General features: G+C 37.2%; 23 protein-coding genes and 1 pseudogene. 10 read left to right on the forward strand and 14 right to left on the reverse strand.

Going from position 1 to position 25616, the window contains the following annotated elements:
- Positions 1 to 60 precede the first annotated feature (60 nt).
- The 3 genes from argD to ppiA form a co-directional block, all read right to left on the reverse strand.
- Positions 61 to 1275, reverse strand: a complete 1215-nt coding sequence (argD, locus tag GTH24_RS18610; protein ID WP_164526816.1) for a bifunctional acetylornithine/succinyldiaminopimelate transaminase — start codon at positions 1273 to 1275, stop codon at positions 61 to 63.
- A 117-nt stretch (positions 1276 to 1392) separates the two neighbouring features.
- Positions 1393 to 1968: an aminodeoxychorismate synthase component II gene (locus GTH24_RS18615; RefSeq protein ID WP_072068776.1), complete on the reverse strand. Its 576-nt coding sequence runs from the start codon at positions 1966 to 1968 to the stop codon at positions 1393 to 1395.
- A 375-nt stretch (positions 1969 to 2343) separates the two neighbouring features.
- A complete protein-coding gene (gene ppiA, locus GTH24_RS18620; RefSeq protein WP_072068777.1) occupies positions 2344 to 2913 on the reverse strand; it encodes a peptidylprolyl isomerase A in 570 nt (189 codons plus the stop codon).
- Positions 2914 to 3183: 270 nt separating this feature from the next.
- Between ppiA and yihA the strand changes: the two genes are divergently transcribed.
- The 3 genes from yihA to GTH24_RS18635 all read left to right on the forward strand — a co-directional run bounded on the left by yihA (position 3184) and on the right by GTH24_RS18635 (position 5448).
- Complete coding sequence (gene yihA, locus GTH24_RS18625; protein ID WP_072068778.1) at positions 3184 to 3816, forward strand: ribosome biogenesis GTP-binding protein YihA/YsxC; 633 nt, start codon at positions 3184 to 3186, stop codon at positions 3814 to 3816.
- 485 nt (positions 3817 to 4301) lie between these two features.
- A complete protein-coding gene (gene def / locus GTH24_RS18630; protein ID WP_072068779.1) occupies positions 4302 to 4820 on the forward strand; it encodes a peptide deformylase in 519 nt (172 codons plus the stop codon).
- A gap of 169 nt (positions 4821 to 4989) precedes the next feature.
- Entirely contained in the window at positions 4990 to 5448 is a 459-nt protein-coding gene (locus GTH24_RS18635) for a hypothetical protein (protein ID WP_164526817.1), read from the forward strand.
- A gap of 51 nt (positions 5449 to 5499) precedes the next feature.
- Here GTH24_RS18635 and polA read toward each other — a convergent pair whose 3' ends face one another.
- From polA to GTH24_RS18655, 4 genes are all read right to left on the reverse strand, one after another.
- Entirely contained in the window at positions 5500 to 8298 is a 2799-nt protein-coding gene (gene polA / locus GTH24_RS18640) for a DNA polymerase I (protein WP_072068970.1), read from the reverse strand.
- Between the two features lie 640 nt (positions 8299 to 8938).
- On the reverse strand, positions 8939 to 9562 hold the full coding sequence (dsbA, locus tag GTH24_RS18645; RefSeq protein ID WP_072068781.1) for a thiol:disulfide interchange protein DsbA: 624 nt from the start codon (positions 9560 to 9562) through the stop codon (positions 8939 to 8941).
- 20 nt (positions 9563 to 9582) lie between these two features.
- The gene (locus tag GTH24_RS18650; protein ID WP_072068782.1) at positions 9583 to 10578 is read right to left on the reverse strand and encodes a serine/threonine protein kinase; all 996 of its coding nucleotides are present in this window, start codon (positions 10576 to 10578) and stop codon (positions 9583 to 9585) included.
- A gap of 14 nt (positions 10579 to 10592) precedes the next feature.
- On the reverse strand, positions 10593 to 10862 hold the full coding sequence (locus GTH24_RS18655; protein WP_164526818.1) for a YihD family protein: 270 nt from the start codon (positions 10860 to 10862) through the stop codon (positions 10593 to 10595).
- A 220-nt stretch (positions 10863 to 11082) separates the two neighbouring features.
- Here GTH24_RS18655 and mobA point away from each other — a divergent pair, with 220 nt between their 5' ends.
- On the forward strand, positions 11083 to 11667 hold the full coding sequence (gene mobA, locus GTH24_RS18660) for a molybdenum cofactor guanylyltransferase MobA (protein ID WP_164526819.1): 585 nt from the start codon (positions 11083 to 11085) through the stop codon (positions 11665 to 11667).
- An 11-nt stretch (positions 11668 to 11678) separates the two neighbouring features.
- On the forward strand, positions 11679 to 12209 hold the full coding sequence (gene mobB / locus GTH24_RS18665; RefSeq protein ID WP_072068785.1) for a molybdopterin-guanine dinucleotide biosynthesis protein MobB: 531 nt from the start codon (positions 11679 to 11681) through the stop codon (positions 12207 to 12209).
- A gap of 43 nt (positions 12210 to 12252) precedes the next feature.
- Here the strand turns inward: mobB and GTH24_RS18670 are convergent, their stop codons facing one another.
- Positions 12253 to 13914 carry an alpha-glucosidase gene (locus GTH24_RS18670; RefSeq protein ID WP_164526820.1) on the reverse strand — a complete coding sequence of 554 codons (1662 nt, stop codon included), beginning with the start codon at positions 13912 to 13914 and terminating at the stop codon, positions 12253 to 12255.
- 216 nt (positions 13915 to 14130) lie between these two features.
- On the opposite strand from GTH24_RS18670, the gene GTH24_RS18675 reads away from it, so the two are divergent.
- Positions 14131 to 15111 (forward strand): LacI family DNA-binding transcriptional regulator, encoded by a 981-nt coding sequence (locus GTH24_RS18675; protein WP_164526821.1) that lies wholly within the window; start codon positions 14131 to 14133, stop codon positions 15109 to 15111.
- Positions 15112 to 15173: 62 nt separating this feature from the next.
- On the opposite strand, the pseudogene GTH24_RS18680 reads toward GTH24_RS18675, so the two are convergent.
- The 5 genes and pseudogenes from GTH24_RS18680 to GTH24_RS18700 all read right to left on the reverse strand — a co-directional run.
- Positions 15174 to 15473, reverse strand: a pseudogene (locus GTH24_RS18680) (Fic family protein); the annotation flags it as partial.
- 255 nt (positions 15474 to 15728) lie between these two features.
- Positions 15729 to 16226: a RidA family protein gene (locus tag GTH24_RS18685; protein ID WP_072068788.1), complete on the reverse strand. Its 498-nt coding sequence runs from the start codon at positions 16224 to 16226 to the stop codon at positions 15729 to 15731.
- Between the two features lie 44 nt (positions 16227 to 16270).
- Positions 16271 to 17692 carry an NAD(P)/FAD-dependent oxidoreductase gene (locus tag GTH24_RS18690; protein ID WP_164526822.1) on the reverse strand — a complete coding sequence of 474 codons (1422 nt, stop codon included), beginning with the start codon at positions 17690 to 17692 and terminating at the stop codon, positions 16271 to 16273.
- 637 nt (positions 17693 to 18329) lie between these two features.
- Positions 18330 to 19685: a glutathione-disulfide reductase gene (gene gorA, locus GTH24_RS18695; protein WP_115351134.1), complete on the reverse strand. Its 1356-nt coding sequence runs from the start codon at positions 19683 to 19685 to the stop codon at positions 18330 to 18332.
- A gap of 144 nt (positions 19686 to 19829) precedes the next feature.
- Complete coding sequence (locus tag GTH24_RS18700) at positions 19830 to 20672, reverse strand: 23S rRNA (adenine(2030)-N(6))-methyltransferase RlmJ (RefSeq protein WP_072068799.1); 843 nt, start codon at positions 20670 to 20672, stop codon at positions 19830 to 19832.
- A 180-nt stretch (positions 20673 to 20852) separates the two neighbouring features.
- Here GTH24_RS18700 and GTH24_RS18705 point away from each other — a divergent pair, with 180 nt between their 5' ends.
- The 4 genes from GTH24_RS18705 to GTH24_RS18720 all read left to right on the forward strand — a co-directional run bounded on the left by GTH24_RS18705 (position 20853) and on the right by GTH24_RS18720 (position 23959).
- Positions 20853 to 21242 (forward strand): DUF1090 domain-containing protein, encoded by a 390-nt coding sequence (locus tag GTH24_RS18705; RefSeq protein ID WP_164526823.1) that lies wholly within the window; start codon positions 20853 to 20855, stop codon positions 21240 to 21242.
- Between the two features lie 327 nt (positions 21243 to 21569).
- Positions 21570 to 22589, forward strand: coding sequence for an inner membrane protein YhjD (yhjD, locus tag GTH24_RS18710; protein WP_072068801.1), 1020 nt, complete (start codon positions 21570 to 21572; stop codon positions 22587 to 22589).
- Between the two features lie 70 nt (positions 22590 to 22659).
- Entirely contained in the window at positions 22660 to 22869 is a 210-nt protein-coding gene (locus GTH24_RS18715) for a 2-hydroxymuconate tautomerase family protein (protein ID WP_072068802.1), read from the forward strand.
- Between the two features lie 79 nt (positions 22870 to 22948).
- The gene (locus GTH24_RS18720) at positions 22949 to 23959 is read left to right on the forward strand and encodes a serine hydrolase domain-containing protein (protein WP_072068803.1); all 1011 of its coding nucleotides are present in this window, start codon (positions 22949 to 22951) and stop codon (positions 23957 to 23959) included.
- Positions 23960 to 24061: 102 nt separating this feature from the next.
- On the opposite strand, the gene GTH24_RS18725 is transcribed toward GTH24_RS18720, so the two are convergent.
- Positions 24062 to 25576, reverse strand: a complete 1515-nt coding sequence (locus GTH24_RS18725) for an insulinase family protein (protein WP_072068804.1) — start codon at positions 25574 to 25576, stop codon at positions 24062 to 24064.
- Positions 25577 to 25616: the final 40 nt, after the last annotated feature.

Here is a 25616-nt window from a genome sequence, read left to right on the forward strand (position 1 = left end):
GGGCTATTGATAAAAAGATCTGTATAAACCCCATTCTTGTGATGGGGTTTATAATAAGGACTATTCTTTTACAAACTCCGCAATAGCAGCTTTTAATGCTACCATTCCTTCTTGTAACTCTTCTTGGGTAATAATTAATGATGGCGTAAAACGCATAACATCAGCGCCTGCATTTAACATCATTAAACCATGCTTTGCAGCTAATCCTAATAGTATTTTGGCTTTACCTTCATATTGTGGTGCGAGTTGCGCACCGATCAATAATCCTTGTCCACGGATTTGCGAAAAGACGTTGTAGGTTTGGTTTATTACCGTGAGCTCATCTACAATCCATTGATAGCGCTTTTCTACCCCCTCAAGTACCTCAGGCGTATTAATTAAATCAAATGCGACATTGCCCACGGCACAAGCTAGTGGATTACCTCCATAAGTTGTACCATGAGTCCCTACACCCATTGCAGAAGCTATCTCATGTGTTGTTAACATCGCACTAAGTGGGAAACCACTTCCTAGCGCTTTTGCGGTTGTAATAATGTCTGGTGTCACATCATAGTTCATATAAGCGAAAAGCTTACCTGTACGCCCCATACCTGTTTGTACTTCATCAAGAACAAGTAGGGCTTGATGCTTATCGCACAGCTCACGTAGCCCTCTCATAAACTCAGGTGTTGCCGCCGTTACGCCACCTTCACCTTGAACTGGTTCTAGTACAACGGCACAAGTGTGATCATCCATTACCGCTTTAACAGCATCTAAGTCATTAAAAGGAACGTGCACGATATCTGCAGGCTTAGGACCAAAACCATCTGCATATTTAGGCTGCCCACCGACAGATACTGTAAACAGTGTTCTGCCATGAAATGCATGATGAAAAGCAATAATTTTAGTTTTATAAGGACTATGGCGAGTGATGGCATAATGACGAGCCAATTTAAATGCGGCTTCATTCGCTTCTGCACCTGAATTAGCAAAAAAGACACGTTCCGCAAATGTGTTATCTATTAATTTTTGCGCTAAACGTAATGCTGGTTCATTAGTAAATATATTACTAACATGCCAAAGTTGTTCACTTTGTTCTTTCAAGGCTTGATTAAGGGCAGGATGAGAATGCCCCAGTGCTAAAACAGCAATACCACCAGCAAAATCAATATACGATTTTCCCTGCTGATCCCAAACACGGCTACCCATCCCTTTGACAGGAATAAACTCTGCGGGTGAATAAATTGGCAACATTACTTGATCGTAAGTTGCCCGGTTGATACTTTGCTTTGTCATTACCCCACCTGATCGTCATTCATATTTAATATGAAAATATAATCACTAAATATGAATAAAAAATCAAATGTGGTTTTGTATAAAAAGGTGTTATTTCGCTATTTAAATACTATCCTATTAATATTTAAGAAAATTATTTAATAACTCATGCCCTTGTTCACTTAAAATACTTTCTGGGTGAAATTGAACCCCTTCAATTGGAAGTGTACGATGGCGAATTCCCATAATTTCATCAACATTTCCATCATGTTGGCTCCATGCCGTTACTTCAAAAGGCACTGGTAACGTCGTAGCATCTATCACTAAAGAGTGATAGCGCGTTACACTTAAAGGGCGATTAAGTCCTTTAAAAACACCTTGTTGGTTATGATGTATCAATGAATTTTTACCATGCATAACTTCTCGTGCTCTGATAACAGATGCACCAAAAGCTTGTCCTATTGCTTGATGTCCAAGACAAACGCCAAGAATAGGGATTTCACCAGCAAACCGCTGTATAGCCTCAAGAGAGATCCCTGCTTCATCAGGAGTACAAGGTCCTGGCGAGATAACAAGATGTGCTGGCATCATCTTTTCGATCTCTTTAAGTTCAATCTCATCGTTACGCTTAACAACAACCTCAGCACCCAATTCACAGAAATACTGATAGAGGTTGTAGGTAAACGAGTCGTAATTATCAATAAGTAACAGCATATTAGCCTATCCGACTGATTTTCTTATCATTATCTATTTTATTACTATTTTAAAGCGAGTGTATATTTGCCAAAATAGCTCGTTGTTTAACCGACTTGGGTACAACAAAGCCGATTATCATAGCACAGGTATAAAATATGAATAGTAAGCAAGAAAATCTGCTGATTTATTGCGCAATAACAATAATGACGGTAATTGATGATGAATACAGTGATTAATAGTGTAATGAATACTTATTGCAGGAGATCACACGAAAAAACAGACGATAAAAAATATTTTTTTCGTACTAAAAAACCCCGGAATGAATACTTCCATTCCGGTTTATATGCATTTTATCTTATTAGAATACGTAAATACCCTATCCTAATAATGCGTTTATTCTTTTACGACTTCAGCAGATAAAATAGTAACCGTTTTTACTGGCACATTTTGGTAAGGACCGATATTGCGGGTTTGTGCTTGTGAAATTTTATCAACCACATCCATACCCTTTACAACTTTACCAAATACGGCATAACCAAAATCACGTTGGCCGTGATCTAAAAAGGCATTATCAGCCACATTAATAAAGAATTGGCTGGTTGCACTATCTTTATCCGACGTACGTGCCATAGCAATAGAGCCTTTTACATTACGTAACCCATTATCTGCTTCATTTTTAATAGGTGCTCTGGTTTGCTTTTGTTGCAAATCAGCAGTGAAACCACCGCCTTGAACCATAAAACCGGGGATAACACGATGAAAAGTTGTGCCGTTATAGTATCCATCTTCGACATACTGAATAAAATTTTTCGTTGTTATTGGGGCTTTTTTATTATCCAGTGATATTTCAATATTGCCTTCAGAGGTGACTAATTTAACGAAGGTTTCTCCCGTTGCCATTGCAAAAGTCGCTGTTGTTAAAGTGCAAGCGGTAACGAAGGTGACAAGAAAACGTTTTAACATGCAGGGATCCTTTACTTTAATAGTCTACAACTTACTTAATATGCAGGGATTCTAATTCGCTGAGGTAAATAGTGCCAATCATTTACCTTTATTTACGCTTAATAAGTCTAATTACGTCATAACAGAGTAAATTTTAATTTTTAAGCTCTGTTATAAGTCATTAAATTGCGCCAAAATAGAGCAAATAGATATTTTAGATATTCTTTCTCACGCAGAATTGAAATGAGTATGCATGAGAAGCCGCATTATTTCAGAGAGGTTTATACCATAATGGCCCAATTTAATTACCAAAAAGCACATTTCATCATTAGTGCGCCTGATATCCGCCATTTACCACCAGATACAGGGATTGAAATTGCCTTTGCGGGTCGCTCTAATGCCGGTAAATCCAGTGCTTTAAATGCCTTAACCCAACAAAATGGGTTAGCAAGAACCAGTAAAACCCCAGGCCGTACTCAATTAATCAACCTGTTCCAAATTGAAGATGGTTTACGCTTAGTCGATTTACCTGGCTACGGTTATGCTCAAGTTCCTGAAGAAATGAAGCGCAAATGGCAACGTTCTTTAGGCGAGTACTTACAAAAAAGAGAGTGCTTAAAAGGTGTGGTTATTTTAATGGATATTCGTCATCCATTAAAAGACCTCGATATGCAAATGATTGACTGGGCTGTTGAGTCTGAACTTCCTACACTCGTATTACTGACTAAAGCCGATAAACTGGCATCTGGAGCCCGTAAACAACAATTGATGAGTGTACGTGATGCACTAGCAAGTAAAGTCGGTGATATTCGTATCGAATATTTTTCATCATTGAAAAAAATTGGTATTGATAAGCTACGTAACACACTTAATGAATGGTACTCAGGCAAAGAAGAAGCGCCTGTAAATGACAATAACGTTTAATCTCTTCTTTGTCCTACCCAAGAACTGACTGATCTTTTATTAATTAGGGGAAAATTACCTTTCCCCTTTCACTTCTAGCATAAACCACTTCAGCAAATTTTAGGCAAAAAAATGCCCCAGTCGAAATAAAGTCGACTGGGGCAGCTAATATTCAGCTAAATCCGATTACGTGAAGTAAAAGGTCTGAAAGATAGAACATCTTACCTCTGTACCCTACGAGAGATAATGTACTCTATTTTATTGGTTAATAAAAGCCCTTTTGTAATTTTTTTTCACATGCAGACACGATTCAGCTACGTCTTTATGTATTCAAACCATAAATAAATGTAGTTTAATTACATAATTATGAGACTTTAATCACCTACATGAATATGATTAAAATTAGAACAAATCACACAAAAGGTGCGGTTTCTCCTTAATGATTTTGTGATACGCTTACCGCGAGACCGTAGTAAATATGTAATTAGCGATAAAATGAGGTATCCATGGCTGTATTAACGCTGCTGCGTTTTCCCGATGAGCGTCTGCGCAGAGTTGCAGTACCAGTGGAAAAAGTAGATAACGAAATACGCACATTAATCGATGACATGATTGAAACCATGTACGCAGAACGAGGTATTGGCTTAGCGGCACCTCAGGTTAATGTATCTAAACGCATTGTTGTTATTGATGTTTCTGAAAACCGAGATCAACCGATTGCCCTAATCAATCCTGAAATTATCAGCACTGAAGATGAAGTGATGGATATGATGGATGGGTGTCTATCTATTCCTGATTCTTTTGCCCCAACAGAGCGTTACCGCTTCTTAAAGGTGAAAGCATTAGATAGAAATGGTGATGAAATTGAACTTGAAGCCTCCGATTTGTTTGCAGGCTGTATTCAACATGAGTTAGACCATCTTGATGGCAAACTCTTTATTGACCATTTGTCTCCGTTAAAACGTCAACGTATTGAGAAAAAACAGAAGAAATTAAGCAAGCTGATCGATTCACAAGTTGCTTAATTATTCACTTATCTCTTTTTCACATTTTGATAAGTTTTGACATAAAAAAGCTCGGCAATTAACCGAGCTTTTCTTTTTCCTACCTTAATACAGACAAATTCTCGCTGTTTTTCTTGCCATCACTTATACAATAAATATAAATCTTATTAGCACATCAATTGAGGTAAAAATGGAAAATAGTCAATTTATGGATTTATGTGAACAACTCAAAGCAGCCGGTGCAACAAACCCTAAATCATGGGCAAATAGTGAATTACAAGAAAATATTCCACAGTTTGCTCGCTTCCTTGTGTTAAAAGGACTCACCGATATCTATCGTGATGTTGAGGAAAATATCAGTGAAATGGATATTTACTCTGATGAGGCCACCGAGATATATCAAAAACTAGCGTCCCAATTTGATAAACAAGAACTTAAAGAATTACTCCATTCTTATGGTAAATCAATTATTGGTAAGGTAATTGATATGCTTGATGAAGGCTATCTTTATAGTGTTAATGACAACGTAGGTTGGTCTTTGATGGAACTTGATGACAAAGGCACAACAACAGGCAGGCTAATCCAAGGTTTGCACGAAGATTTTATTGAATTTGAAGAGTCAGAGCTTACTCCTGACACTAAAGCTTAAACAAGAAAAGGCACAATCTGTGCCCTTTCTATTAAAGAGTAATATTAAAAATTAATGTGCTTCATCCCAGTTATTACCCACACCCACTTCGACTTTTAATGGAATAGCTAATTCCATACTACCTTCCATCAATTTGTGGATCATTGTGTTTGCTTTCTCTAAATAAGATCCTCGCACTTCAAACACTAATTCATCGTGTACTTGCATGATCATATGCACATCATCAGGGCATTCATTATAAATCCAATGATCTACGGCAATCATTGCTTTTTTGATGATATCAGCAGCAGTACCTTGCATTGGTGCATTAATGGCCTCACGTTCTGAAGCTTTACGACGAATTGCATTCTTCGAATTAATTTCAGGTAAATAGAGGCGACGACCATCTAACGTTTCAACATAGCCTTGTTCAGAAGCTTGTTTACGAGTGCGCTCCATATAATCCAATACGCCAGGATAGCGCTCAAAATAGAGATCCATATAGCGCTGAGCTTCTCTTCTCTCAACACCAATTTGTTGAGATAAGCCAAATGCGCTCATGCCATAAATAAGACCAAAGTTGATCGCTTTCGCACTACGACGTTGTTCAGAGGTCACTTCCTCTAAAGGTATGCCAAACACTTCAGATGCGGTTGCGCGGTGAATATCTTTACCTTGAGCAAAAGCATCTAACAAACCTTTATCTTGCGATAAATGCGCCATTATCCGCAACTCAATCTGTGAATAGTCGGCTGCAACAATTTTAAATCCTTCACGTGCAATAAAGGCTTGGCGAATACGGCGCCCTTCTTCATTTCTCACTGGAATATTTTGAAGATTAGGATCTCGTGATGACAAACGACCGGTTGCCGTCACAGCTTGATGATAAGAAGTATGTACACGTTTTGTCTTACTATTCACCATTAATGGTAATTTATCAGTATAGGTCGATTTTAGTTTCGCAAGTCCGCGATGTTCTAAAATTAAACGTGGTAACTCATGGCTATGCGCTAACTCTTCTAATACTTCTTCATTAGTCGATGGTGCCCCTTTCGGGGTTTTCTTGATAACAGGTAATTGCAGTTTATCAAATAAGATTTCTTGTAACTGTTTAGGTGAAGAGAGATTAAATTCTTGGCCAGCTAGCGCAAACGTCTCTTTTTCAATTTCAGCTAAACGTTGTGTGATTTCTTGAGATTGAACGGCTAAAACTTGAGCATCAATTAATACTCCTTTGCGTTCCATTCTAGAAAGCACAGGTACTAATGGCATCTCAATATCGCGGTAAACATGTTTAAGCGGTTCAATAGCTTCTATTTGAGGATACAGCGCTTGATGGAGTAATAGAGTGATATCGGCATCTTCAGCTGCATATAGCGTTGCTTGTTGAACCTCAATTTGATTGAAAGTTAGTTGCCCTTTACCTTTACCCGCAATTTCTTCAAACGTGGTAGTTTTATGGTTTAAATGTTTTTCAGCTAGCGTATCCATATCATGACGATTACTAACACTATTTAGCACATAAGATTCCAACATCGTATCAAAATGGATACCGTTTAACTCGATGCCTTCATTTTCCATAATGCCACGGTCAAATTTCAAGTTTTGCCCAATCTTTAAGATATTTTTATCTTCTAAAATAGGCTTTAATGCTGCAAGAACATCATCCACAGGAAGTTGGTCTGGCGCATCTAAATACTCATGACGTAACGGGATATAAGCAGCTTTACCTGGCTCTATCGCAAACGACATTCCTATTAAACGCGCATCAATATTATTTAAGCTGTCAGTTTCTGTATCAAATGCAAATGCGGGGGCTTTTTTAAGAAGCTCAACCCAGTGCGCTAAGCTTTCGTGCGTTAATATCGCCTCATAATTCTCTTGTGTGATCACAGGAAAATTAGCCGATATAGATGCTTCTTTGGGTTTTGCGACTTCAGAGCTATAAGGCACCGCAACTTTATGAGTGCTACGTTGTGCTAACCAACCACCATTTTGAAGATCACTTATCCAGCGTTTAAATTCATAACGTGTGAACATCTCTAATAATTGATCTAAATTTGGCTCATTAACCACTAAATCATCAAACGTTTTATCGAGTTCAACATCCGTTTTAATCGTTGCCAGCTTATAAGAAAGTTTCGCCACTTTCTCATGCTCTGCCATTTTAGCGCCAAGTGTTTTAGCGCCGCGGAAACTCAACGTTGCGATATTATCAAGCTGTTGATAAATATCGTCTAAACTACCAATACCTTGTAAAAGCCCTAATGCAGTTTTCTCACCAACACCTGGGACTCCTGGAATGTTATCTGATGAATCCCCCATTAATGCAAGGAAATCAATAATCAGTTCAGGAGGAACACCATATTTTTCTTTAACTTCATCGGGACCTAAAATAACGTTGGTCATAGTGTTAATAAGCGTGATCTTTGGCGTCACTAACTGTGCCATATCTTTATCACCTGTGCTTATTAGAACATCACGTCCGTCAGCAGCAGCTTTTAGTGCCAGTGTTCCAATGACATCGTCTGCCTCCACACCTGAAATAGATAACAAAGGTAAGCCCATTGCTTGTACCATTTCATGTAAAGGCGCTATTTGTTCACGTAAATCATCCGGCATTGGAGGACGGTTAGATTTATATTCCTCATACAATTCATCACGGAATGTTTTACCTTTAGCGTCAAACACAACCGCAACATGGCTTGGTTTATACTGTATTATCAGACTACGTAACATGTTCAACACACCATACATCGCACCAGTTGGTTCACCTTGGCTATTAGTTAGCGGTGGAAAAGCATGATAGGCGCGATAAAGATATGAGGAGCCATCTACAAGGATAAAGGGGTTTTCTGCTATCTGGACCATAATCTGTTCATCATTGTTCTGAGGTTCGTTGATATGACTAGAATGCCACATCACAGCCCAATAGACGAATATTACCTGTTTTTAAATGTGGAAATTCAGCGTAAAGGGTCAATTATTTATTGTTAACAGAACTTAACCGAAAAGAATAAGTGCTAATGATAACTTAATATTAATTAAAACAAATTTTAATCAAAAGCCCTTTCTATTAATCTATTCTTAATTAAAAATAAAGGCTAAAAATCACATTGACAACTTTGTTTAAAAACGATTTAGGATAGTGTCATTGATTCATCATTAATATTAACGTTCATATTAGTGTCATTTTTTTCCCAGTAAGATTTCAACTATCCAACAAACCTCACAATAACCTGTGGATAACTCTGTGGGTAGTTTTTTAATTCTCTCTATATTAATAAGTTACCTTTCTTTTTACTTTATTAACACAATTAAAAAATCAATCACTTAGCGAATTTATTAAGATATTATAATTTAATAAAAACATTTTTCATTAATGTGGATAGTTATATTATGACAAATTTATGAAAGCAAAAAAAATAGCACTCTTATTTACTGAGCGCTATTTTCCATATAAAAACTATATATTTTTACTTAATCTATATAAGAAAGAATTAAGCCTATACTATTTTTTTAACAATAATTGATTCACAATATCAGAATATGTTTTCGCATATTCTTCTGGTGATTTAGCACTAATACCATCATTTTTCATCTTGTATTTACCACCAACGATCATGGCTGGCACACCATTAATTTGGAAATCAGCGACAGCATTTTGTTGTTGGCTCACTAAGGAATTAACGACGAAGCTATTCATTGCCGCATCATAGTCTTCGCCTTTAACACCAGCATTAATAAAAGTATTGCGGATATCATCAACAGAACGAATAGATTGAGTTTCTTGGATACCTTTAAATAAAGCAGGAGAAACTTGGTCTTCAACACCTAATGCCATTGCTACAGCCCAAGAACGGGTCAAATCCTTGCCTAAAGGCCCTAAAAAATCAACATGATAGCGAACCATATTGGTATTTTCTGGTACGTTCTTTTCAACAGTGCTATTGACTTTATAGACTTCAGAAAACTGGTAACAATGTGGGCAATAAAAAGAGAAAAACTCAACAACGTCCGGCGCTGCATTGACAGTTTTGGAAAGATTAGTATATTGTTTTCCTTCAGAAATATCTGCAGCAGATACACTGAATGCTAACACCATACTTGCTAACGCCAACCAAATCTTTTTCATGTTTCATCGTCTCCTAAGAATTAATACATTGGGCTAAGTTGTAAAGGAGGCTCATTTAATTGCTCCACTTGTCCCTTGAATAAGGCTAATTGTTTAAACCAAAAATCTTGTTCTTGAAACCAAATAAAAGCTCTTGGAAAGGCCGGATCATTCCAGCGCTTTAATACCCATGCGAGATAATGCACCATTCTCATCGCTCTTAGCGGTTCAATTAATGACAATTCTCGTAAATCAAAATCTTGGTATTCATAATAAGACTCAAGGATTGTATCTAATTGTATAATTTGCTCTTGCTTTGAACCATTTAATAACATCCAGAAGTCTTGTACTGCGGCTCCCATTCGAGAGTCATCAAAATCAACCATTACAACTTCATCACGCCACAATATATTACCGGGATGACAATCCCCATGTAGTCGTAATATTTGCCATGTGGAGTCTTCCATTCGGGGACTCACTTCATGAATAAGTTTATCAATCACCTCAATAAACTGAGACCTTAAGCTATTAGGAATTAATGCACTATTTTCAAATTCTAATTTTGGTGCCATCAGATATTCTGCAATAGAAAGGGTTGGGCGATACTGATAACTCTTTTTTCTACCTATTTGATGAATGCGCCCTAATGTGCGTCCTACTTCTTCTAGTTGAAATAAGTTATCCGTTTCATATGCCCTTCCACCAATACTAGGAAATAATGCAAAATAAAACCCATCATCAGAAAGATGGACTGTCTCATTATGAATGATTAAAGGGGCTGCAACTGATACTTGAGCTTCCTTTAGTGCTAAAACAAATTCATGTTCTTCTTTTATTTGCTCATATGACCAACGCTGAGGGCGATAAAATTTCACCACATAACGCTGTCTATGTTCATCCATAAATTGAAAAACACGATTTTCATAACTATTTAATTCAGTTAACCCTGATTCAGGATAAAAACCGATTTTAACTAATGCATCCCAAATGTTATCAGGTGAAAGTCCCTGAAAATTAAATGAGGCAGATATTTCCATTTTCTATCCTGAACTTAATCTTTAATTACACCGCGGGCACGTAAAATAGTGGTTTTAAAATCTTCTTCGTAATCTTTTTTTAGTCCTGGTATAACATCTGTGGGTGCTGAACCTCGCATTTTCAGATGGTAAATCAAAATATCATCAGTCAGATCAGATAATTGACCTTTAAAACCCGCTTCATTAGCCAGTTTCTGCAATAATTGAATTAAGTTTAAATCAGAATTCTCTTCCCAAACTGGATGCAGTAATTCTATAACTTCATTAAGACGGTGACATTTCATACAAAAAATCCTTATTATTAATGACAACAACAAAGTACCAATTATTATCTGATAGAAAAAGGAAACCTCTGTCAATATGCGTAAAGATTACGCTTTTTTGATAAAAATTGCTGTTGCTTTATATGAAATCTCACTAAGTCGAGACTTTTTATTAGTATATCGTCTTTGCTTGATAAAAATCGTTCGTAAATTTTAGCCAATTCATTCACAAATATTGAATATGAAAAAGAAGAATATTACAGGTGGCATACTCGCTGGAGGCCAAGCAACTCGAATGGGCGGCGCGGATAAAGGGCTACAAATTCTGCATGGGCAACCTTTATACCTCCACATTGCCCAAAAACTAGCACCCCAAGTTGATAGCATATTGATTAGTGCTAATCGAAATCTAGAGCAATATCGCCAAAGCCAATATCCTGTTATTACTGATGAAATAGAAGGGTTTTCCGGCCCCTTGGCCGGTATGCTGACACTATTAAAACAAGCATCCACACCTTGGGTTGCCTTTGTGCCTTGTGATGTGCCTTATTTTCCACTCAATTTAGTTGAGACACTCTATAAACAAAAAGGAGCATCTTTTGCTGTTTATGTTGATGATGGTGAAAGAGAGCATCCTACACTAGCACTATTGAATCGTAGCATTATTCCTATGCTAGAAGCCTATTTAGCACAAGGTGATCGAAAATTAATGCTGTTTATGAAACAGATAAATGCACACCCCGTTTTATTTGCTGATCAAGCCAGTGCTTTTATTAATTTAAACACCCCTGACGATATTGCAAAAGCCAACCAATTAAAAAAATAGGAGTGAAAAATATGGCACAGCTCGACTTACCTCTTTTAGGGATCACCGCATGGAGTGGAACCGGTAAAACCACACTACTCAAACAACTTATCCCACAATTACGCAAAAAAGAAATTCGTGTAGGAATGATAAAACATACTCATCACGATATGGATGTGGATAAACCTGGAAAAGACAGTTACGAACTTAGAAAAGCAGGTGCAGACCAGACATTAGTTGCAAGCCAACAGCGCTGGGCATTGATGACTGAAACACCCGAATTACCTGAATTGGATCTTTATTATCTTGCCTCTCGCTTTGATGCCAGCAAATTAGATTTGATTTTAGTGGAGGGCTTTAAAGGTGAAACTATTCCTAAAATTGCCCTTTATCGCGATATTAACGAGCGTAATTTTAATGAGTTACTGGATGAACATGTAATTGCTGTCGCCAGTGATTGCGATTTGAATATTGATTTTCCACTATTAGATATCAATAACCCAGAAGCTATCGCACAATTTATTGCAGATTGGCTGAAACGCATTAATCATAAAGCGCCATAAAAGGCGCTCTATTTTTCAGTGAGTATCTATTACAACTCATTGGCTACTCATTAAAAATAATAGCCTGATAAGGTTGAAGAATAAGATTTCCTTTTTCATCTTCGACTATCGGGCTGTTATGCAAATACGTCTGTTTTATTTTAAGTGCTAACAATTTTTTCTCGTCACTAAAATTACAGTAAATATTGACGGAGTTGCCTTCATAAGTACGCTTAAAAGCAATCACATTTTCTGGTGAATTTAATGGTAAAAACTCACCATAAATCAAAATATCACTGATCTCTGAATATCGTCTTAAAGTGATTAACTGCTGATAATAAGCAAAAAGAGAGTGCTTATCTTCAGTCTCTTGCTCTGCATTAATCTGCATATAATTAGGATTAACTTTTAACCATGGTTTGCCTGTACTAAAGCCCCCATTGATTTTACCATTCCATTGAAAAGGCGTTCTTGAATTATCACGACTGCGTTCATTAAAATATTCAATAATTTGCTTATCGCTATAACCTAATTTCTTGCCCCACTCGTGTAATTTAAACACATGTAAATCATCATGCTCTTCCAATGTCATCGGGCAATTTGTCATACCGATTTCTTGCCCTTGATAAATAAAAGGCGTGCCCCGTTGCGTTAATAAAAACGTTGCTAACATTTTGGCACTAATGGGGGTAATCGCACCTTTAGGGAGAAATTTATTTAATGAACGAGGCTGATCGTGATTTTCTAAATAAGGTGCTCCCCACCCTACTCTTTGAGTATCTAATTGGCTTTTGATAAATACAGGTTTTAATCTTTCACCTGTAATGGGGTTAATTGTAAATGGCTTTTCATTGCGGATATCTAAATCGGCAATGCTAAAATCAAATACCATGGAGAAATAACCATTCTCGCCGACATAGGCTCGTAAATCTTTCTCTGGCACATCAATTTCTGCAACCGTCATACTGTTCGCAGGCTTAAAAGTATTCTCAACTAATTCAGTTAAAAACTTATCAATTCCTGGTTGATTCAGAACCCAAGGCACTAAGGAAGCGGAACCATCATCTTTATCAGGTTCAAATTGATATTCAGATAATGCTTCAGGAGATTTTTTTAAATTACCAATCGCATCAATACGAAATCCAGCAACACCTTTTTTGATCCAGACATTTATCATATCGATAATATCTTTACGTAATTGTGGATTCTCCCAATTTAAGTCCGGCTGCTCTGGGCCAAATGAATTAAAATACCATCGGTCAGTATTTCCTACGCGGCTCCAAACAGAGCAATCAAAATAAGTGCGTAAATTATTAGGCGGAGTCGGTTTATCCCATTGTTTAAAAATATAATAATCCGCATAAGGGCTATTAGGATCTTCGATTGCTGCTTTAAACCAAGGGTGTTCATCTGAAGAGTGATTTAATACTAAATCTAATAGAATTTTAATATCACGTTTTTTAGCTTCATTGATCAGTCTATCCAATGCTTTATTATCACCAAAAATAGGATCAACGACAGAATAATCAGCAATATCATAACCGTTGTCTTTCATAGGTGATTTAAAAATAGGACATAACCAAATAACATTAGTGCCTAGTGATTGAATATAATCTAATTTTTCTGTGATCCCGGCTAAATCCCCAATACCATCACCATTACTATCGTAATAACTTTTGGGATAAATTTGATAGACCACTGCTTCTTTCCACCAATTATTAGACATATTCACCTCACCAAGGTAATCACTACATATGGAACTGTTCCATATTTAATATAAGATACTATAGGCACTAAAATAGCGGATAAGGTAATTAACATACTAAAATGTGAAATAGCTCATACTAAAAAAACACAATTACCTCATTAAAGAGGATTTTGTCTTAATCAGATTAAGATATATTAGACAATCAACTAACTGAAAGGAGCAACAGCATATTCAATGGCCGGGATCCGTGATGTCGCAAAAAAAGCTAATGTCGCCGCAAGCACTGTTTCAAGAGCGCTAAATAACAGTGGCTATGTTTCTCAAACGGCACGAGAAAAAATAAAAAAAGCGGTAGAGGAATTAGATTATATTCCAGATACTTGGCTACGAAATTTATATCAACAAAAGAGTGCTGTTGTTGGCGTCATTATTAATAGCCTTGAGTATCCTTATTTTGCAACAGTGACTCGTTTTATTGAAAATAAACTCGCCGAGAAGGGCTATAGCATGATGTTATGTGCAACACAAAATAGCAAAGTACGCGAACGTATATTTTTTGATATGCTCAAACGAGGTCAGATTGACGGTATTATTGCAGAGTATCTACTATTGGATGACAGAGAATATCAGCACATTCAAAAACCAGTAGTAACACTTGACCGCCATCTTCTTGATATTCCATTGGTTTGTTCTGATCACCATACTGGTGGTCGATTAGCCGCAGAACACCTTATTCAAAAAAGTTGCAAAAAAATCCTCTACATCGAAGATAATTCCAGCTATTTATCTTCCACCCCCTCTTATCAAAGTTGTGTAGCGTTTAAAGACACATTACTTCAAGCCGGTATTACGCCTATTCCTGCAAAAGTAAATTGGAAAGAAGAAGAGAAAGATTACTTCCATACATTTGCGACAAAAATACTGACACAACATCCCAATATTGATGCTATCTTTGCTGCTGATATTCCCGCAATGGCATTATTTAATGAAGCAACCAGACGAAATATTGCCATCCCAGAGCAATTAAAAATTGTTGCTTACGACGGAAGCCCTTGGCTAAATCAAACGCTGCGCCAATTAACCTGTATTGAACAGCCCTTTGAACAACTGGCTGAAAAAAGTGTAGAAGTAATTAGTGCATTAATTGAAAATAAAGAAATAACAGATAACGTCTCTGTTATTCCAGTGAAGTTTATTCAAGGTGAAAGTAGTTAGGACTTATATTATGAAGCTAATTATTCTCTTATTGCCTCTAAGCTAGAGAGGCAATAAAAATGTTATTGATTTAACTCTTGTAGTAATTTTGTATTGAGATACAGTTTTTCACGACCAACACTCATTTCTTCCAATACACCAATTTCAACTAATTGCTTGAGATATACTGATGCAGTTTGGCGTTTAGCTATCCCCTGTTGAACAAGATTATCAATTCGGCAATAGGGTTGTGTAAAAAGGACTTGAACTAGCTCATGATTATATATTTTAGGAAGATTTTCACGCACATAGTCCATTGTTTCTTCCATTAGTTGACGTATAGATAATATTTTATTAGTTGTCCATTGAGATGTGTTTTCAACTCAGCAATTGCCGAACGCGCATTGATGCACGCATTTAATATTTCTCGCGTTTCAATGAGTTCCAGATCTGGAGGTAAGAGTGGGAGATCGTTATAGGGTATTTTAGGAGACCCGCTCATATGTTTATAAAAACCAATTTTATCGACATATCACCATAACATGTCGATACCATAAAAAAATGCCAAAGAAAGTTTCCTCTCTTTAGCATTTTATTTGATTATGTTTTACGTCGAAATAGAGTAAAAGCTATCGTTCTTATTTTGCAGGACGAACAGCGATAACTTCAATTTCTACACGCCATGCAGGATTCGCCAGTTTATAAACTTGGAACGCTGAGCGTGCTGGTAGTTGATCTGTCTTTGAAGCATCATAGAACTTAGAGTAGCCGTTCATGAAACCTTTAAAGTCCATAGTGCCATTATTTTCTTCACCACCAACTAAGAATACTTGCATCTTAACAACGTCTTTCATATCAAGACCAAGATTATTCAAGTTAGTTTTGATTTGCTCTAAAACATTAATGGTTTGTTCTTCTGTATTACCATAAGAAGCTAATTCACCTTCTGGTGCATTTGCTGATTTCTTAGTAGGGACTTTACCACTTAAGAAAACCAGATTGTTACCTGCATTAATTTCAACTGCTTCTGAAATAGGCATACCGTCTAATTTATGATGCACAACATTCTCCGCTGCATTTGCGCTTGCTACACCAAAAATAAAAGGTAGGGCAACAAGTAAACTTTTATAGCGCATGAAAACTCCTTAATATGTTTAATTTACAGTAAAACAAGGGGTTATTACTTCTTAAAGCGATCCATACTAAATGGTGTTGGATCAATAACGGGTTTCTTACCTGTTACGATATCAGCAGTTACTTCACCTGCTGCTGGGCCTTCAGTCATACCCCATACAGTCGCAGTATTGATAACCAGACCTGGGTATTCTTTGACCTCAGAAATAATCGGTAACTCATCAAAGGTTGGACTCACAACTGCGCCCCAACGTTCAACGACTTGTGATTTTTCAAATACTGGGAATTCCGTTTTCATTCTTTGGAAGACCGCATCTAAGTGCTCAGTATTTTGTGTTGCTGTTGCAATACGATATTGTTCGAACGGTGTTTTTTCATCTAATTTCCAAGAGGTTGCCATCTTGAATGAATTAAATAAGTCTTCACCGATAGAAAATTCTAAGGGTAGCTCACCGCCACCTAGCAGGTGCATAAATTTAGGCCCTAACAAGAAACTATCTTTGACGATAGAGCTTGTGAAGATACGTGGAGCAACCGCATAAGTTCCATCAGCTTGTTCGCGGAAGTGAATACCATTTGGTAAATGCACATTACCACGAGGTGCGCCAGGTACACCAGATACACGTTGTTGTGATAAGTAAACATTCAGCGTTGGAATATCAATGCCCATGTTACCCATAAATAAACGTGACCAAATACCACCAGCAAGAACAACATGAGATGTTCTAATTGCACCTTTTTCTGTTACAACATCAGAAATTTTACCACCAGCAGTTTCAATACCTCTTACTGCACAATTGGTGTAGATTTTCACGCCAATTTGCTTAGCGTAACGCGCTAATGCTGGTGTTCCTGTTTCTGGATCAACAGAGCCTGAATCTTCTTCAAATGCGGCAACAGTCCATGGTGTTTGTGCACCAACAAGGCGGTTTGATAACTCTTCACCTTTAATAATGCGAGTATTTAATGGTGTATCAAATCCTGCAGATCCTTTTGCTGTTTTGATCCATGCTTGGGCTTTATCAAACGCATTTTCATCAGCAAGTGCTTCTACGCGGCCTTGTGTACGATAACTGGTATCTGCACCAATTTTCTCATTCATGCCACGCCATAAGATTTTTCCGTAATGATGTAATGGGAAAATTTCTGGTGATGTTTGATAACTAATAATTTGGCTGTATGCTCGGCCTGATTGTTCACCGCCAATCTCGCCTTTTTCTAAAATAGTGACACTCATGCCACGTTCTGCAAGGTTGATAGCGGTCATGATACCTTGAATACCACCACCAATAATAACAGCATCAGACGCTTTAGGTAGAGCACCTTCGGTACCTTCAACAAACGATGCTCTTGATTTAGCTTCAACGAATTTACCATCACGGCGAACCATTGGAACTAGCGCAGCACCACCGGCTAAAACACCCGCAGCACCAACACCTAAAAGCAGCTTTCTCCTTGAAATTTTCATCTTCTACCTCAGTAATGGATTTACCATTTATATTTATAATGTTATTCGTTTATTTCTTTAAAGCTGAATAATACCATAGTTCATTATAATGTTAATAATTATTATTATTTGTTAATTATTTCTTAGAATAATAATATCCATAGATACAATATGGTTACTTTAATCGTTTTTTCTCATAGAAACTCATCATTTATTGAACTAAGCACTAAAGTAAAACACTCCTTATTTATTGATAAATAATGAAATTATATTAATATAATAAATTATTAACAGAAAATATAATTGTTTAAATAATTAACATTTTGATACAAATGATGAAGATGCTCTGTAAATTACTGTTTACAAAACAAGCTAAAGCACCGCACGATTACATAAATAAAAGAGCCAATAATGACTACGTAGTCACTTTTCTTACAAAATGGATAATTTCACTTAATGTCGGGTTTATTCATCAATATGTAGATGAATATGCTGTTGTGGAAATGTAGGTGACTAAATGCAAAATAAGATGGGATAAGAAAGAGGTTGAATAGGCTTTGAAGGGAAAAATATTTGATACAGAAAAACCACAATAAAAAAGCTAGAGCGTAAACTCTAGCCTTTTATCTCGCTAAATTGAAATCAGCACTCTCGTTGCTTATCTCATGGTGACAAATTCTTCAGCCGCAGTTGGATGGATTGCCACAGTATCATCAAAGTCTTTTTTCGTTGCACCCATTTTTAATGCAACAGCAAAACCTTGTAGCATCTCATCCATACCAAAACCAATGCCGTGAATACCCACAATTTTTTCATCTGCACCAACACAAACGAGTTTCATACGACAAGGTTGGCGGTGACGAGTGACAGCACTATACATTGCAGTGAAAGAGGATTTATACACTTTCACTTGATCTGCACCGTATTGCTCAATAGCTTGAGGCTCTGTTAAACCAACAGTACCAATCGCTGGGTGGCTAAATACAACGGTTGGAATGTTTGAATAATCTAAATGCTCGTTAGGTTTATTATTAAATAAACGCTCTGATAAACGACGGCCCGCAGCAACAGCAACTGGGGTTAATTCTACAGCACCTGTATTATCACCAACGGCATAAATTCCTTTTACATTGGTATTTTGGAATTTATCGACCTTGATATAACCTTTTTCATTTAACTCAACGCCCGTTACAGCAAGATTGATATTGTCTGTTGCCGGCTCACGACCAATTGCCCAAATTAATGTATCAACCGTCTGTTCCGCGCCATCTTCAAGTTGCAGCGTTAAACTGCCATCTGCATTTTTAATCACCGCTTTAGGAACAGCATGGGTATGTAATTTTGGTCCTTCTGCTTCCATCACTTCTAATAATGTTTCAACAATTAAAGGATCAAAGCTACGTAATGGTGCATGTTTGCGTACAAAGAGATGTGTCTCACTCCCTAACGCATTTAACACACCGGCAAGTTCTACTGCAATATAACCAGCACCCACGACAGCAACACGTTTTGGTAATGCTTTTAGCTCAAAGAAACCGTCAGAATTAATACCATATTCGGCACCTGGAATATTAGGTTGAACAGGACGACCGCCTGTTGCAATCAGAATATTATCGGCAGTGATTTTCTCCCCGTTGACTTCAATCGTATTAGCATCAACAAAACGAGCAAACCCTTGGATAACATCAACTTTATTATTACCTAATACACGGTCATAAGACTGATGAATACGGTCAATATAAGCAGAACGGCTACTAATTAGCGTATCCCAATCAAAACGGTTAACCGTCGTATCAAAACCATAATCAGGGCCATATTGATGAATAGCTTCGGCAATTTGCGCTGCATGCCACATCACTTTTTTAGGTACACAGCCCACATTAACACAAGTGCCACCTAATGCTTTCGCTTCAATTAATGCACATTTTTGGCCATACATTGCAGCTCTATTAATTGATGCGATACCGCCACTACCGCCACCAATGGCGATATAATCGTAATGTTTGCTCGTCATTTCTCTGATCCATTTATCTGTAGAAAAATAGGTAACTCACAGGCTAAGTCTTTCATGTCATAAAGTCTATTATGACAAAGTTTAATACATAGCACGTCAGATTTTAGCTTTTACAGTAATAGGCAAAAACAATAATAAGGATGCTTATTCTGGTACAACCCATTCAACTGATGTATGACCAATACCTTCAGGAACTAATATTTTATGTAACCAAGGTAATATTGATTTCATTTGTGACTCTAGCTTCCAAGGTGGGTTAATCACAATCATACCTGATGCTGTCATACCTAATTGATCACTATCAGGTTTTACTGCTAACTCAATTTGTAAAATTTTACGAATACCCGTTGCTTCAAGCTCTTTTAGCATACGTTTAATTTGTTGGCGATGAACCACTGGATACCAAATCGCATATGTTCCCGTTGCAAAGCGTTTATGACCTTCCACAACACCTTTCACTACAGCAGAATAATCCTGTTTAAGCTCATAAGGAGGATCAATTAATGCGAATCCACGACGACTTGCGGGCGGTAATTTAGATTTCAATTGGCCAAAACCATCTTCTCGAGAAACTCTAACTCGCGGATCACGAGAAAATTCTGTGCGTAATAGAGGGTAATCTGTTGGGTGTAATTCCGTTAACACTAAGGAATCTTGTTCTCTTAATAGTTTACCTGCTAATAAAGGAGAACCAGGGTAATAACGCAGTTCACCATTTGAGTTTAATTCTCCAACGGCTTCAAGGTAAGGTAAAATAAGCTCTGGCACCTCATCTTGTTGCCATAAGCGTGCAATCCCTTCTAGATATTCGCCAGTGCGAGTTGCATGAGCATTGGTTAATTGATAACGTCCAGCGCCAGCATGAGTATCAAGATAAAGAAATGGTTTTTCTTTCTCTTTTAAAGACTCAATGATGAGTGTTTGAACAATATGTTTTAAAACATCGGCGTGGTTGCCAGCATGAAAACTATGGCGATAGCTCAGCATTCTTTATCTTCCGTTAGAAATAAGTATAGCTTAGTAGTGAATTTACTCTGAAAGCTTGATTAAGTTCAGTGTATCAGAAAAAGCTGAACTTCTTCATTGAAAGCGAAAGAAACGTTGTGTCTTAGCATTCAGTCGTTATGATAATCCTATATTTCACTTAAGATTAAATAGGATGTTAAAATGAAAAAAATACTCTTTACCGCAATTGCATTAACACTGTCCGTTAGCAGTGCGTATGCCAACACCTCAATCAATGGTTGCGAAATTAAAAAACAAAATATCCAAAAACAAATAGAATATGCGAAAGCACACGGTAATCAATACCGCCTACAAGGCTTAGAACGAGCATTACAAAATGTTGAGCGCTATTGCACACCCGAAAAAGTGGTTGAAAACACACGCCTTGAATTACGTGAAAAACAACTTGATATCAAAGAGCGTGAACTTGAATTAAAAGAAGCTCAACTTAAAGGTGATACAGATAAAATCGCCAAACAAGAAAGAAAACTGGCTGAAGAAAAAGCAGAATTAAAAGCCATTGAAGATGAATTAAATCTACTGACAAAATAATTGTCATCATAAATGAATGCCTACTCCTTATTTGCCTATGAAATAAAGAATAGAACAATACGCGAGTAGCCATTTTCTAATTAAACTCAACCAATTCAGAATTACTGTATTGGTTTTGTATTCTTAATTAAGTGCAAGGTGATCACGCCTTTTAATAGTTCATCATCTACACTTAAACCAGAACAAACAATTACATCATCTAAATCAGAGGCTAATTACAATAAGCATAAGGTATGTAATAGAAATTAAGCTATGCTATTTTTGAGTAGAAACTATAGTAATACCACTAATTTATTAAAAATGGACTGATCTAATTAAAGAGGATATATGTCAGAAGAGCAGCAACAAAAAACAGCAGATGAAAAAACTCAACTGACTCAGCCACTAAAAAAAGGGCTGGAAAAAGGATTACATGGTGGAAAAAAAGCCATCGGTATTGGGATAAAAATGAGTAATTTCATTACCAATATTCCTTTTATTGCACACCTTATTCGTGCCGCAGAACGCTTCACTGATAGAATGGGAAATCAGTTTGGGGCCGCTATCACTTATTTCTCATTTTTATCATTAATCCCTGTATTAATGCTTTCCTTTGCCTGTGCCGGTTTTATTTTAGCCTCAAATCCCGATTTACTCGCTAAATTAATTACTGGTGTAGCAAATAGCATCGACGATCCAACGTTAGCTGCAACCGTTCAACAAAGTATTGATACCGCTGTTCGTCAACGTACAACTGTCGGTTTAACGGGTTTAGCAATTGCTCTTTATTCTGGTGTTAATTGGGTTGGTAACTTACGTCAGGCCATTTTGGCGCAATCACGACTCGTTTGGGAAAGAAATAAAGAAGAGCAAGAAAAAATCTATTTCCGTTATTTCCGTGATTTCTTAGCGCTGATTGGCTTACTCTTTGCATTAATTGTCACTATAACACTCACTTCTGTTGCGGGATCAGCCCAAAGAATGATTGTTCATACTTTAGGATTAGATGGCATTGAATGGTTAACACCAGCATGGACAACCATCGGCCTAACAATCTCCATTACTGCAAACTATTTACTATTCTTGTGGATATTATGGATTTTGCCTCGCCACCAACCTAAACGTATTTCTCTTATGAAAGGCACGCTTATCGCCGCTATTGGCTTTGAAATTTTAAAATCCGTAATGACATGGATGCTACCAAGAATAGCAAGCTCACCTTCAGGTGCCGCATTTGGTTCGGTAATAGGCTTAATGGCTTTCTTCTACTTTTTTGCTCGATTAACGCTCTTTTGTGCCGCATGGATCGCCACTGATGGCCCGAATATGCGTAAAGAACAGCTGACTAAAACGCAATCAATATCTTAATTTTATGATAAAACTACAATGGTTAATTCCCTGCATTAACCGCCTATCAATAACGTAATAAGGAAAAAAAATGCCATACGTTAATATTAAAATCACACGCGAAGGTGCAACTGCTGAACAAAAAGAACAACTTATTGCGGGTGCAACACAACTCTTGGTTGATATCTTAGGCAAAAACCCAGCAACCACCGTTGTTGTGATCGATGAAGTAGAAACAGATAACTGGGGAATAGGCGGTAAAACCGTAACAGAATTACGAGCTGCGGCAAAAAATAAATAATGAATAATTGCAAAATAAATAAGGGTGCCAAGTACACCCTTTTTGCTGATTTATTTTCCTGATAGATAAGGAAGTAACTATGGTTCAATCAATGACTGATGCTTTTCATGCCTTACCCTCAGCGAGTGCTATTTATATTACAGGTGCTGGCATTCAATACCCTTTTGGTATGGCACATGGATTTGCCGATGAAAGTACCCAGAAAAAATTAACTGTAGATACTCCTTTTCGGATCGCAAGCAATACAAAAACCTTTCTCGCAGCCGCTTTTTTACGTTTATGGGAACAAGATGCCTTGTCTCTTGATGATAAGATAACAAAATATCTAAGTCCCCATTATCAACAAACATTATCAGAACTTGGGTATGATCTTAACACTATCACATTGCGCCATTTATTAAGCCATAGTAGTGGATTATTTGATCACGCTAATGAAGCTTACCTTGAAAAGGTTATAAATAATCCCACCCATCAGTGGACTCGAGAAGAACAGATAGCGCATTATACTCACCAAGGATTTCCCATCATCCCTGCTGGAAAACGCTTTATTTATTCAGATACTGGATACATCTTATTAGGAGATATTCTTTCTCAATTTATGAGAAAAAATATGGCTACAGCAGTTCGTGAATTATTACATTTTCAAGACTTAGATTTACCGCAAACATGGTGGGAAGGTCTGGAGCCACAACCCATATCCAAGAAAATTCGTGCTAGACAATTTGCCGATGAACATGAAGGTACTCACATTGATGCCTCAATGGATACTTTTGGTGGTGGAGGTCTTGTGATGACAACGCTTGAATTAGCTAAATTCACAGCAGATCTCTTTGAAGATAGAGTGTATACACATCCATCCACCTTAAAAGAAATGAAATGGCAAGGCTCACATACTGGTGCGGCAAATTATCGTTTAGGATTGATGGCTGAAGAGACACGCTTCGGTACTCTTTATTATCATCTAGGGTATTGGGGTTCTGTTGCTTGTTATTTGCCAGAAAAACAGATTGCTATCGCAGGCTTTACAACTCAAAGAAATAACCGTGAAGCATTAACTGATATAATTAAAGAAGCGTTTAAACGCCTTTAATATTAAAAAGTAAAAAGCCAAAAATGTATTAATAACACTTTTGGCTTTTTAAATTGTATAAACCGTTAATTTTTTATATCAGCCAAGCGACTTATTTTATGGCTATTTCTTTGCCGGAGTTGTCACTGTAGGTGCTTCCACTGTTTTATTTGGTGCCGTATTAGCAGGCACTGAAACAGGCGTATTTACCACTTCAGGATGAACTTGCTTTTCAAATTGAATACGCAATTCACCTAAATTTACGGTAGGCGTTTCACCACTTTGCGTTAATACAAAAGTAATATCTTCAGACAATACTCTTGAAAGCTCCTGATTTAAGGTTTCTTTAGTTAAACCAGCTAAAAATGCTTGGCGTAAACGTTGATATTGCTCAGGAGGAATATCAATAATATTACTTTGTTGTGATAACAAACGCTGATTAATTAAAATAGCCGTACTTGTTTTTGCATAACGGGCAAAAAGCTGTGTTAACTGAAGTTGTTTTTCTTGTTGCAGCTCTTTATATAACTCATCGCTAATACCTTGATTACGCAAATGACCTAATTCTTCACCCACCCATGATGCTAACGCTGGAATATTAGCCGTCGCGGTATCAACATTCAAAGAACAACTGGCGCGCTGATATTGTACTCTGCAATCAATGTTAACTTGCGTGCTGTCATTTTCTTTACGTTGTTCGAGGCTACGGCCTAAATGAACAAAGATCACTTCGCGTGCTAAATCGCTTAGCCAATATTTATTTAACGTATCAGAGTCTTTTACTGGCGACCAATCTAGATCCCAAATTAAAGAAATTTGATCTTTAGCTCGCATAGGCTCTTGTACATATAATGTTTCAGGCTTCATATCTGCCAACATCGGTACTGGAACAGGGGTAACTCGTTTTCCAGATAGAGATGAAAAGGCCTGATTAATACTTTCGGTCAATACTCGATTATCAACATTGCCAGCAATATAAAGCGTCATCATATCAGGGGTATACCAACGCTGTTGATAATCTGATAATTCTTTTGTATTAACTGACTGATTAACTGGCTTACCAGGATTGTGGCCTTTTAGATTAGAGCCTTCAAGACGTGAGCGCCAGATAGGATCTTCAATATTAAGTGGAAATGTGGCAACAGGAAGTGGTGACTGAACAGCATTACGGACTGCATTTTCAGTATATTGCGCAGGTTTAGCAATTCCCGCAAGCAATGCAAAAGCATCTTTTAATAGTTCAGGTTGGTTATTTGGCAGACTTAGGTTATAAACCGTAAAATCATATGAAACGATCATTGGAGGTAACGGATAATCTGGATCTAACGCATTTTTCCATAAGTTATCGCGCTTCTCTGGTGTCAGACCTGTATTTTCCAATACATTGAGTTTAGACACCAAGGATGAAAAACCCGTTTCACTGCTTTTCTCTGATAAAGAACCTGTATTCACTAATAAACGAATTTGTATTCTATCATTAGGGCGTTGCGGTGTTTGTAAGATTTGCCACTGAAAACCATTTGCTAGTCGCCCTTCTTGCCAAGCAGGATCAGGCTGTAAAGCTTCGGCCTGAACTTGGCAAACAACAGCGCCAAACATAACGCTTCCCAATAAAATTCGTGTCATTACACCCTGCATGTGAACCTCTGTTTTATTAATCCTTGGTATTAAACCACTT

Origin of the sequence: Proteus vulgaris, from assembly GCF_011045815.1 — a bacterium.
Classification (GTDB): Bacteria; Pseudomonadota; Gammaproteobacteria; order Enterobacterales; family Enterobacteriaceae; genus Proteus; species Proteus vulgaris_B.